The 11475-nt window shown below is 67.1% G+C and carries 8 protein-coding genes; 4 read left to right on the plus strand and 4 right to left on the minus strand.

Features of this window, described 5'->3' with window-relative positions:
* Position 1 precedes the first annotated feature (1 nt).
* On the minus strand, positions 2 to 1390 hold the full coding sequence (gene hflX, locus NCW75_08580) for a GTPase HflX (protein ID UYV11358.1): 1389 nt from the start codon (positions 1388 to 1390) through the stop codon (positions 2 to 4).
* A gap of 45 nt (positions 1391 to 1435) precedes the next feature.
* On the opposite strand from hflX, the gene NCW75_08585 reads away from it, so the two are divergent.
* Genes NCW75_08585 through NCW75_08595 form a run of 3 tightly spaced genes read left to right on the plus strand, consistent with a single transcriptional unit; the run spans position 1436 to position 4654 of the window.
* Complete coding sequence (locus tag NCW75_08585; GenBank protein ID UYV11359.1) at positions 1436 to 3019, plus strand: S41 family peptidase; 1584 nt, start codon at positions 1436 to 1438, stop codon at positions 3017 to 3019.
* A 16-nt stretch (positions 3020 to 3035) separates the two neighbouring features.
* Positions 3036 to 4112: a tRNA (adenosine(37)-N6)-threonylcarbamoyltransferase complex transferase subunit TsaD gene (gene tsaD / locus NCW75_08590; protein UYV11360.1), complete on the plus strand. Its 1077-nt coding sequence runs from the start codon at positions 3036 to 3038 to the stop codon at positions 4110 to 4112.
* Positions 4109 to 4654, plus strand: coding sequence for a peptide chain release factor-like protein (locus tag NCW75_08595; protein ID UYV11361.1), 546 nt, complete (start codon positions 4109 to 4111; stop codon positions 4652 to 4654). Before tsaD ends, NCW75_08595 begins: the two co-directional genes overlap by 4 nt.
* Positions 4655 to 4681: 27 nt before the next feature.
* Here NCW75_08595 and NCW75_08600 read toward each other — a convergent pair whose 3' ends face one another.
* The 3 genes from NCW75_08600 to NCW75_08610 all read right to left on the minus strand — a co-directional run bounded on the left by NCW75_08600 (position 4682) and on the right by NCW75_08610 (position 8242).
* Positions 4682 to 5365, minus strand: a complete 684-nt coding sequence (locus NCW75_08600; GenBank protein ID UYV11362.1) for a hypothetical protein — start codon at positions 5363 to 5365, stop codon at positions 4682 to 4684.
* Positions 5366 to 5672: 307 nt separating this feature from the next.
* A complete protein-coding gene (locus tag NCW75_08605; protein ID UYV11363.1) occupies positions 5673 to 7025 on the minus strand; it encodes a hypothetical protein in 1353 nt (450 codons plus the stop codon).
* Positions 7016 to 8242: an FG-GAP repeat protein gene (locus tag NCW75_08610; protein ID UYV11364.1), complete on the minus strand. Its 1227-nt coding sequence runs from the start codon at positions 8240 to 8242 to the stop codon at positions 7016 to 7018. The genes NCW75_08605 and NCW75_08610 overlap by 10 nt, the downstream gene beginning before the upstream one ends.
* Positions 8243 to 8576: 334 nt before the next feature.
* On the opposite strand from NCW75_08610, the gene NCW75_08615 reads away from it, so the two are divergent.
* Positions 8577 to 10457: a hypothetical protein gene (locus NCW75_08615; GenBank protein UYV11365.1), complete on the plus strand. Its 1881-nt coding sequence runs from the start codon at positions 8577 to 8579 to the stop codon at positions 10455 to 10457.
* The last annotated feature ends 1018 nt before the right edge of the window (positions 10458 to 11475 follow it).

The following is an 11475-nucleotide window of genomic DNA, read 5'->3' on the forward strand; positions in this document are numbered from 1 at the left end:
CTTAAACGCCCTTCCACCCCGCCCGCTGGACCTGGCCAAGTTCGGGCGTATCCACGCCCAGCGACCGCAACTGCCTGAGCAGCCGATCGCTCATCTCGGCCTTCACCACCAGCGTGCCGTCCTCATACTCGCGATCATGGACCGTGGCCTGCGTCTCGATCAGGTTGATCGCTTTGGGATTACTCAGCTCCACGCGCAGCGTTAGATTGCGCACGTCGCCCTCGGCCAGCCGCTGGATGCGTCGCGCCAGCTTCTCCTGGCCCGGACGGTCCTGGCCTTCTTTCGGAGGTAGCGAGCATAACGCGATCGCGTCGGGCAACCGCTGCTGCCACACGAGCAGTTCGCGGTTATCCTGCAAGCGATCGATCTTGTTCAGCACGATCACACGCGCGGGCGGCGACCAGCTCTCGCCCTCTTCGGCCTTGGCGGTCTCAACATCGAGATCGTCGAGCGTCTTCATGACGGTCTGGTACTGCAACTCGCACGCGGGGTCGGCCACGTCCAGCACGACGATCAGCACGTCCGCGTGCGTCGCTTCTTCGAGCGTGGCCCGGAACGACGCGATCAGCCGGTGGGGCAGATCGCGCACGAAGCCGACCGTATCGCTCAGCATGATCTCCAGCCCGCCGCCCAGGTCCCACGCGCGGGTGCGCGTCATGAGCGTGGCGAACACGCGATCGTCGGCGTAGGCCCCGCCCTCGGTGAGCGTATTGAACAACGTGCTCTTGCCGGCGTTGGTATAGCCCACCAACCCCACGGTGAACCGCTCGGCATTACGCTGGCGGACCGCACGGCGCTTGCGGCCCTGCACGCGCTCCAGTTCTCGCTCCAGTTCGAGCCTGCGCCGCTGCACCAATCGGCGGTCGATCTCCAGCTGCTGCTCGCCCGGCCCGCGCGTGCCGACGCCGCCGATTCCTCCGCTGCCGACAATGCGCTCCAGGTGGTCCCACATCGCGCGCAGGCGCGGGTAGGTGTACTCCAACTGGGCCAGTTCGACCTGCAGCTTGGCCTCGTGCGTCGTCGCGCGACTGGCGAAGATGTCCAGGATCAACTCCGAACGATCGAGCACCTTGCGTTCGGTGGTCCGCTCGATGGCCGAGATCTGCGCGGGGCTCAGGTCGTGATCGAAGATGATCGTGGTTGCGCCGAGCGCCTCGCACAGGTCCTTCAGCTCCTCAACCTTGCCCTTGCCTAAGTACGTTCCCGATTGCGGTCGCTGCATCCGCTGCTCGAGCTCGCCCACGACGACCGCACCAGCCTGCTCGGCCAGGGCGCGAAGCTCGCCGAACGGGTCGGCCGGGTCGTAGGTCGACTCGGGCAATCGCGCGGCGGCCAGCACCGCACGCTCGGCGCGGACTTCGATGGAGGTTCGTTCTTTGCTTGGAGGCATGCGGGCTCGGATTCTGTCTGGCGGTGGGCTGGCGGCGGGCGTATCGTGACGGTGCATGAAGTCTACGAGCACCGACAAGGCCAGCGGGGCCGCCGCATGGCGATAGTTGCGAAAGAGAAGCCCGACGACACCAAGTCGGGCGGGCCGCTCTGGGGCCCGGGCCGCTTCCTGCTGGTCGTCGCCCTGCTGGTAGCCGTCTCGGCCTCGTTGCTGGTGCTGCGTGAGCGGCTGCTGGGCCTCGGCCGCTTCGCCCAGGCCGCCGCGGTCCTCCAGATCATCCAGGACGAGTACGTCCAGGAGACCGACGCCGACGAGTTGGGCCAGGCCGCCATCGCGGGCATGCTGAACCATCTGGGCGACCCCAACAGCATCTACGTGCCCCCCGCCGTCGCCGAACAATTCAACCGCATGGTCATGGGGTCAGACTTCGTCGGCATCGGCGTGCAAGTGCAACGCCGCGACGGGCTCGTGACCGTCACCACGCCCATGGCCGGCACACCCGCCGCCCGCGCGGGTGTCATGCCGGGCGATCGAATTGTCGCCGTCGACGGCGTCGACACCCGTGAACTCGACACCGAGGAGGTCACAACGCTGATCGCCGGACCCAAGGGCGGCAGCGTCGCGCTCACCATCGAGCGCGACGGCGAAGAGATCGACTTCGAGATCGTCCGCGGCGACATCCGGGCCGAATCGGTCAAGGGGCTTCGGCGCCTGGACACCGAGGGAACCTGGAACCACGCGCTCGACTCGGAGCTGGGCATCGGCTACATCCGCATTACCCAGTTCGTCGGCGGCTCGGCGATACATACGTTCGAGGCCATCGAGCGCGCCAAGGAACAACTGGGTGGCATGGACGCGCTCGTCCTCGATCTGCGATCCAACCCCGGCGGCATCATCGGCGAGGCCGTGGGCGTGGCCGACCTGTTCATCCCCGGCGGCCCGGTCGTGCGCACCGAGAACCGCGCGGGAGACTCGGCCACCCTCGACGCCGCGGAGGGCGTGGCCTTCGAGGGCCCCATCGTCGTGCTCATCGACGGCGTGAGCGCCTCGGGTTCGGAGATTGTCGCGGGCGCGATGGTCGAGCAATTGGACAATGCCAAAGCGCTCGGCACGCGAACCTTCGGCAAGGCGAGCGTCCAAACCGTCTACGGCCTGCCCGACGGCGGCACGCTGAAGCTCACCGAGGCCCACTACCTGCTGCCCAGCGGCCGCAACCTCCAACGCGTGCCCGGATCCAGCGAGTGGGGCGTGGACCCGAGCCCGGGCATGCACGTCGCGCTCGGCGACGGAGACGACCTCCGTCTGACCGAACTGTTCGCGAGGCTCGACACCGTTGGTGGTGAGGACGGAAACGGCGACATCCCCGCCGGAACATGGGAATCGGCCGATGCCCTGTTGGCAGCAATCAACGACCCCCAACTCGCCGCGGCGCATCAAGCCCTCGCTGGCGTACTCGCCTCGGGCGACTGGCCCCGCGTGGGCGGCGACCCCATCACCGGCGAACGCGCTCTGCGCATCGAGCAACTCGAACGCACCATCGAGCGCATGGACGCCGAGCGGACCCGCATGCTCGACGAGATCCGCGAGCTCGAGTCCGAAATCGAACCGCCCATCCCAAGTGATTCCTGATGCGCTGGGCTTCTCCATGCTGACGCTCGGCTTCGAGACCTCGTGCGACGAGACGGCCTGCGCCATCGTGCGGGACGGCCGCACCGTGCTCAGCAACGCCATCGCCACCCAGACCGAACTGCACGAGGGCTACGGCGGCGTCGTGCCCGAGATCGCGGGGCGCGCCCACGTCGAACGCATCATCCCCGTCATGCGCAGGGCCGTCGCCGACGCGGGCGTGTCGCTCAAGGACATCGACGCCATCGCCGTCGGCCATCGCCCGGGGCTCATCGGCAGCCTTCTCGTGGGCGTGAGCGCCGCCAAGGCCGCGGCCCTCGCGCTGGACGTCCCGCTCATGGGCGTCGACCATGTGCAGGCCCACCTCGTTGCCGGCACGCTCGACACCGAAGCCGACCCGCCCATGCCCGCGCTCGGCCTGGTCGTCAGCGGCGGGCACACCGCGATGTACCACATGCCCAGCCTCATCGAGGCCCAGCGCCTCGGCTCCACGCGCGACGACGCCGTGGGCGAGGCCTACGACAAGGCCGCCACCATCCTGGGCCTGCAGTACCCCGGTGGCCCACGCCTCGACGCCCTCGCCCAAGATCCCACGGCCGATGCCCACGCCGTCCAGCTCCCAGTGAGCAAGCTCGAAGACGGCTCGCTCGACTTCTCCTTCAGCGGCCTGAAGACGGCCATGCTCTACGCCGTCAAGGGCGTGCCCGTGCGCAAGGGCCGGCCCGGGCCGCCACCACCGCCACCGCTCACCGAAGAGCGCGTGCGTGACCTCGCCGCCAGCTTCCAGCGTGCCGCGTGCCACGCCATCATGCTCAAGATGGGTCGCGCCCTCGAAGCGCTCGCCGACAGCGGCATCGAGTGCAGGAGCATCCTCGCCGGCGGCGGGGTCACGGCCAACAGCCGATTACGCAAGGAACTCACGTCACTGGCCGACGAACGGAACTTGGAACTCCGACTGCCCAAGATGGAATACTGCCTCGACAACGCCGCCATGATCGCCGCGCTCGGCGGCCGCCGCCTCATGGCCGGCCTGCACGACGATCTTACGTTGCGGGCCCACCCCTCGAGCGACATCCCCGCCTTCACAGCGCTATGACCGACCCTTTCGACCAACCCGCACGCGTCACCCGCCCGCTCCACCCCGCCGGCGAGGCCGACGCCGACATCCTGACCCACTGCACGCTCGACCGCGGCCGCGTGGGCGGGCCCGGCGGCCAGCACCGCAACAAGGTCGAGACCGCCGTCACGCTCACGCACACCCCCACCGGCCTAAGCGCCCAGGCCGCCGAGCGCCGCAGCCCCAAGGACAACGAGCGCATGGCCCTACGCCGCCTGCGCCTCGCCCTGGCCACGCACGTCCGCCTGCCCGTGCCCGACGGCGACGTCCGCAGCGACCTGTGGATCCAGCGCACACGCGGCGGCAAGGTGGCCGTCAACCCCAGCCACCGCGACTTTCCCACGATGCTGGCCGAGGCGATGGACATGCTCTGGGCCGCGCGCATGGATGTCAGGAGGGCCGCCACGCGCCTGGGCATCAGCGCGACCCAGCTCGTCCGACTGATCGCCAAGCACCCGGCGGCGCTGGCCGAGATGAACGAGCAGCGGACGGAGCGCAAGCTCCGTCCGCTGCATCCATGAGTCGTCTAAGCTGGCGGTGGGCTCGGATCAGGCCGCGTCGGCGGCGGCCATCGGCCCGCCGCTGCTGCCCTGGGTGCCGAAGCTGAAGGTCGCCGGCTCGCTCCACTCGCTGGCCGGGCCGCTGCTGATCTGGGCCCGCACGCGGTACTGGGTCTCGAGCAGGCCGAAGGGGACGGCCTGGTCGTCGTAGAACTTCTCGGTGACGGTGTTCTGGCGGGTCCACGGCCCGGGCGTGCCGCCCAGGGGCGTGTCGCGCCGCTCGACCTGGTATTGCGCGCCGCCGCCGCTGGTGACGCGGAAGGCCACGCGGATGATGCCGCCGCTCAGGTGCTCGGGGGTCTCGAGGACGGGCTGCGGCGGCGCGGGGCGTTCGCTGGGGGTCTTGGGCGGGTCGATCTGGGCCAGGCTGTAGACGTCGGGGTCGCTGGTCGCCTTGGCGAAGGCGTCGATGGTGTCGATGTCGGCACCGAGGATGGCTTCGAGCGTCGCGAAGGCGTTGAGCTTGGCGACGGTGGCCGCCTTGGAGGCGCTGCGGGCGTTGAGCGCGGCCGTGTACGCCGCCTCGGCCGCGGTGGTGGCCGCGTCGGTGTCGGCGATCTGCGTGGGTGTGAGCCCGATTACCGGCGGGCTGCCCTGGCCCCCGGCCCACACGTCGGCGTGCAGGCGTGCGTAGTCGAGGAAGGCCTGATCGGTGTCTGGGACTCGTGCCATCGCGATGCTCCGGTTCATGCGGCCGACTCGCGGCCAGGTTCGCTCGGGCCGTGCCCCGGCTCGCCGCCGGTCGTGCCGCCCATGCCTGGTGTATCGAGTGGTCCGCGGGGGTGATCCAGTCGGATCGTGATGGTTGTGGCGAAAAGTAGGATGTCGGGTCCGGGAACGGGCGAGAACGGCCCGGAGGGGCTGGGCGGTGCGTTCTTATGGGTCGCCGCTCTTGCCGAGCCGCGTGGGTCACCACGCGGCCTTCGTTCTTATCTTCTTCTTCCCAATTGCCTATTGCCCATTGCCGTGCCCTCTTCTCCTACTCACACCCCGCGTCGAACTCGTTCTGGAACGCCAGGAAGTCGAAGATCGTGAGCTCGCCGTCGCCGTCGAAGTCGGCTTGGGGGTCGCCGTCCTGGAAGAGGTTGAGGAATGTGAGGAAGTCGAAGATGGTGAGGGTGCCATCGGCGTCGAGGTCGGGGGGGCAGAGGTAGCAGGAGAGGTCGAAGACATCGACCGAGCCGGTCGGAACGCCACCGACAAGCGAGTCTCGGGCACCGACGGCTGCGAGGTTGCCGACGAGTTGTGTTCGAAAGCCGTACCGCCATGCCTGCAACTCCGGGACGAGGGCGGCGGTCTCCCGCCAGAGCCCATCAGCGCCGCGTCGGAACAGGTAGACCGTCCCGTCGCTGGTGGGTGAATCGCCGCTCGATGCCCCGACGAGGAGCGTGTCGCCTTCGAGCGCAAGGCCCACGCCGAAGCGGTCGCGCAGTGCCGGTTCGGCATGGGTCAGCTCTTGCTCCAGCTCCCAGATACCATCAACCAGGCGATACACATAGACCGCGCCCTGCTCGTCGAACTGGCGATCGGAGATGTGGCCTCCGACAACGAGCGTGTCGCCATCGAGCGCGAGCGCAATGCCGAACTGCGGTCCATTGAGGATGTCCGGCGCTACAAGTTTCTGCGGAAGCTCAAGTTCGCCGCCGGGCAATCGTCGGTAGGCATAGGCGGCTCCGCCAAAAGGAGCGGTGAATCGCTCCGTACTCGCACCGATGACCAGCCAGTCGTCGTTGAGATCGAACGAGACGCCGAACGCCGACGACACGGATGTGCCGCTGGGATTGGCCAACTGCTCCACGAAGATCCAGTCGCCATCGATCTCCCGATACACCAGCACACCGCTTATCGTCTGCACGATGGCGACGCCATCGCGCAGCAGGACGCCCGACCCGGTCACGCCGGTAAGCGGCGGCACGCAGATCGGCCCGACCTCGACCCACCGCTCGCCATCGAACTGGAACTCGAACACCATGTTGCAGTCCAGGCCGAGCGCGCGTGTGATGAGGGCCCGATCACCGTCGAGGGCGATCGCGCGACCAAAGCCCCAGGACCAGCCGAGCCCAGCCGGTTCGATCCGTTGCGTGAACACCCACTCACCGTCGGCGTCGCGCTGGTACGCGTAGGCATATCCGTTTGCGCAGAACGGATCGCCGCATTGCGTGTAATCTGTACCATCTGCCACCAGGAGATGCCGGTCGTTCATCGCCAGGCGCTGGCCAAAGTCTGCCGCAAAATCCGAGGGCGAGGTCAGCCGCTGGGGCGGGCACTGGGCCGGCGTGGTTACCGCGATCCCCAGCAGGGCGAGGATGGTGGCGATGAGTCTCACTCGCACCCCGCATCGAACGCCGTCTGGAACGCCAGGAAGTCGAAGATGGTCAGCTCGCCATCGCCGTCGAAGTCTGCGATGGAGTCGCCATCCTGGAAGAGGTTGAAGAAGAGCAGGAAGTCGAAGATGGTGAGCGCGCCGTCGGCGTCGAGGTCGGGAGCGCAGAGGAAGCAGGAGATGTCGAAGATGTCGACCGAGCCTGTGAATTCACCGGCGACCACCGTGTCGCGGGCACCGATGGCCGCCATGCCGTCGGCCAGCGCAAGCCAGAAGCCGTACTGGTACGCCGGCTCATCGGGCAGCACCGGGCCGACCTCTCGCCAATGGCCATCGCCACCTCGACGGAACAGGTATGCAGCGCCGATCGTTAGCGGGGTGGGCTTGCTGCCAGCGCCCACCAGTAGCAGATCACCGTCGAGGGCGAGGCTCACGCCAAAGCGGTCGCGTGCCGCCGGATCGGAATGGGTGAGCTCTTGTTCGAGAACCCACTGGCCGTCGACCAACCGATGCACATACAAGGCACCCTGTTCGACAAAGCTCCTATCCGAGATGTTGCCGCCGATGATGAGCGTGTCGCCTTCGAGGGCGACCGAGTTACCGAACTGCGGGCCCGTGAGGATATCCGGCGCCACAAGCTTCTGGGCCAGTTCTAGTTCGCCGTCGGGCAGGCGTCGGTAGACGTAGGCCGCGCCGCCGAAGATCGCGGTGATCCGCTCGTAAGACGCGCCAATGACGAGCCAGTCATCGTTGAAGTCGAAGTCGATGCCGAAAGAAGATGCTTCTCCGGTCCCGTCGGGATTGAAGAGTGTGTGGGTGAGCGTCCAATCCTCGGGATCCTGCTGGTACACGAGCACACCGCTCAGGGTCCGGACAACGGCCATGTTCCCCCGAAGCTCTACTCCGGAGCCGTCGACGCCGCTGAGCGGGGGCGGGCATAGCTGGCCCGTTTCGACCCATCGCTCGCCGTCGTACTCAAAGAGGTAGGGCACGCCGCCACAGTCCGGGCCGAACGTGCGGGTGATGATGGCCCGGTCGCCATCCAAAGCGATGGCCCGGCCGAAGCCATAGTTCCAGCCCAGGTCGCTCGGCTCAATGCGCTGGGTGAACACCCACTCTCCGTCGGCGTCACGCTCGTAGGCGTAGGCGTAGCCGTTTGGGCAGAACGGATCGCCGCAAAGCGTATAGTCGGTGGCATCCCCGACCAGCAGGTGGCGATCGTTCATTTGAACGGCAGCACCAAAGTCTGCCGCAAGGTCCGACGGCGAAGTCAGGCGCTGGGGGGGGCACTGGCCTTGCGTGTTTGCCGCCAACATGAGAAGGGCAGTCGTGGCAGCGGTGTATTGGGTGTGCATTGCTCCATTGTGACCGATCCGACACCAGGATGCAAGTGAATATTGGCTTCAACACCCGACCCCCCCCCCAAACACATCGTGAATTCCATGCTCTCAAACAAAAATGGGCTTGCGAAGCGGATCACAATTGGGTAGCTTGACGCACTGTGGCCTGTGTGCGCGGCCGTTCCCGGATCGGTATCCCCGAACCCCAAAGGAGCGCACCATGGCGCTGTCCCGTTCGACCGTTTCGTGCATCGCCCTCGTCGCTGGCTTGGGCCTCTCGACCGCCCTGGCCCAGGTCCAGACCGTCGCCTACACGACCTATGACGACGATCCGTTCGGCGCGAACAGTACCGACGCGGGCGTGAGCGTCAACGCCCAGGCCGTGCTGACGACCTCCAACATGCGTGTGTCCCTGTTCAGCCGGAACGGATCGCTGCTTAACTCACGGCAGGTGGGCGGCACCAACCCCAACCCGTGGCCGTTCACCCGCGCCGATCCGCTGACCACGATGGGCCCCAGCCGGTTCTTCGATCCGCAGACGGTCTACCACCCACAATCCGGCCGCCTCTGGATGCTCTACAGCGAAGAAAACACCGCGACCGGCTCCGGCCAGAACGACATCTCGCCGCTGCACATCGCCGTCTCGAAAGCGATGACGGGCTCGGACACGCTCGACACATTCGACGCCGAGGACTGGTGGTACTACACGGGCACGAGTGGTGCCCGGCCAATCTTCAACTTACAGGACACGATGACCAAATACCGCAACGTGCAAGGACTACATGATCCGTTTGGGGGCGCGGGCCTGGGGCTGCTCGACAAGCCGCACTTCGCGGTCGACGAGCAGGCCGCTTATGTGACGATGAATGGCAACGCCTTGATCGGCGGAGGCAACTTCAACGCCATCGCCATCATCCCAACCACTCACGGCACGACAAGCAACCCGCTCTCGATCCTCGATGGTGACAAGCCGTCATCTGGCGACATGGTGTTCCTTCGCAATCCTGATCTTCGGCCGGTGCCCGACAACCATCAGCGGCATTACACCGTCCAGGAACCCTTCGAGCAGGTGGACAATGCCCAGTTCATCCTCAGCCTGAATCCTGCTGGCGAGATCGGTGACCCCACGGATTCGATCCGTCTCGCCGGGCTGTGGTTCAACGACTCGCCGCCCTCACCGGAGAGCCCGCGCTGGGAGTACTCCCAGCGCGTCAAGTTCGAGACCGGCTCGACCACCGTTCTCGAGATAGACGATATGAACTTCGCCAACGCCTACGAGTTTCGCGGGGGATCAATCCTCGGCGGCGGGACGTACCAACCGATGACACCCGATTCCGGATTTCGTCCCGCCGCGGCCGCCGCCACCACATTCTTCCCCAGCGCCGTGCTGGTGAAGATCAACAACAACGACTGGCGCATCTTCGCCGTCCATCACGTGCGCCCGGTCGATTCGTCGGATGTGGCCCTCAACCAGTGGATCATCCAGTGGTACGTGATCGATCCCGACCTCGCGAACTTCCGGTCGGTCGATCCTGTTTCGGGTTCCACGCCCTCGACAGCCTGGAAGCCAACCGTTGAGACTACCGGCCGCCTGGATACCGCCGGCGAACGCTACCACCCGGTCATCGGCGTGACCGAGCAGGGTGTGGCCTACATCGAGTACACGTATTCGAGCACGACGGTCTGGCCCGAGGTCCGTCGGGCCACGCTCAACAGCAGTTACACCGCCATCGTGTCCGGCAGCGAGACCACTGTCCAAGCAGGGCCGCTCAACGAGTATGACGGCGCCCGCTGGGCCGACTTCGCCGACATGCAGGCCGACCCTGTGACAGGGTGCGCGTTCTGGTCGACGCACACGCTGGTGCATCAGAACGACATCACCATCAACGACAAACGCGACGTGTGGCTGTTCCAGAGCGTGTTCAACTGCGGCAACTCGAACCTGAACTTCGACGGCGGCACTGATCTCTACGACATGGCCATGTTCAACAGCCTCTACTCCACCGGCGCCCGCCGGGTGGACATGAACACCGACGGCACGACCGACGCCACCGACGCGGCGATCTACGCCGACGAGTACGACAAGGCGACCGGGCCGTAGGCGGATCGGACATCTCGAATCACCCCACGGGCCCGCCAACGCGGGCCTTTTCTCATGCCCCTCCGAGCCCTCCGCGGCCCCGCGTTCACCGTGCCGCGACGGGGCATCCGCTCGTCTTCGAGCGCATGTCCCGGCGCAGGGCCCCGCCGGCGAGGCGAACAGGAAGAAGGCCGCGTAACACACGCCGCGCGGCTCGGACGGGGGGGAAGCCCCCCCCACGGAGTGGGCTCACGCTCGCGGCTCGGAAGGAGGGATAAGCCCCCCACGGAGTGGCCACCCCGCCTCACGGCGGGGGCTCGTGGAGTGGGAACGACAGAACCCCGTACGGAGTACCCCCCGCGGAGCAAAGCCCTCCGCGGAGCAAAGCCCCCTGCGGAGCAGGTCCGGATAGAGGAACCGCTCTCGCGGCCCGCCGGGGCGGTTTCGGCCCCCCGGATGGAGTTTCCCTCGCGGGGATTGCTCCATCCCTTGCGCCGATTGCTCCATCCGGCGCAAGGAAAACTCCATCCCCCGCGTCGATCGCTCCGTCCATAGCCAGGAAGGTCCCGTCCGGGGCGACGGGTGCTCCATCCCCGGCGCGGATAGCCCCATCCGGAAGGGGGATCGTTCCGGCCCCGGCGGCCGATGGGCCGGTCGGGGCGTTGCCAGCGGCGGCGGGGCGCATCGAGGCGTGCCCGTTCTCGGGCGTGGGCCCCCTCGCTCGCGAGGCTCTTGCACCAAACTCGCCCTCAGAAGCCCGTTGACGCTCGCAAACCGGAGCCCCACACGCCTCCCTCTGTGACCTCCGAGACCTCCGCGTTGAAGATCTTGAACGCGGAGGGCACAGAGGGCTCAGAGCAAGGGGAAAGGCGCCCGGGATTGCACTGTCGAGTCGGCGTTGATGCAAGAGCCTCTCACGCGAGGGGCTCGTGGAGTGCAGGGCGCGGCCCCGCCGGCGAGGCGACAAGACGAACAAGCCCGAAAGGGCGCGGCTTCGCTGGCGAAGCGACAAGACGAACAAGCCCGAAAGGGCGCGGCC

The organism is Phycisphaera sp. (assembly GCA_025916675.1).
Lineage (GTDB): Bacteria > Planctomycetota > Phycisphaerae > Phycisphaerales > UBA1924 > JAHCJI01.

Excerpts from the sequence above, each read along its gene's own strand:
- NCW75_08610 (UYV11364.1), bottom strand. The coding sequence starts at position 8,242 with ATGAACGATCGCCACCTGCTGGTCGGGGATGCCACCGACTATACGCTT.
- hflX (UYV11358.1), bottom strand. The coding sequence starts at position 1,390 with ATGCCTCCAAGCAAAGAACGAACCTCCATCGAAGTCCGCGCCGAGCGT.
- NCW75_08600 (UYV11362.1), bottom strand. The coding sequence starts at position 5,365 with ATGGCACGAGTCCCAGACACCGATCAGGCCTTCCTCGACTACGCACGC.
- tsaD (UYV11360.1), top strand. The coding sequence starts at position 3,036 with ATGCTGACGCTCGGCTTCGAGACCTCGTGCGACGAGACGGCCTGCGCC.
- NCW75_08615 (UYV11365.1), top strand. The coding sequence starts at position 8,577 with ATGGCGCTGTCCCGTTCGACCGTTTCGTGCATCGCCCTCGTCGCTGGC.
- NCW75_08595 (UYV11361.1), top strand. The coding sequence starts at position 4,109 with ATGACCGACCCTTTCGACCAACCCGCACGCGTCACCCGCCCGCTCCAC.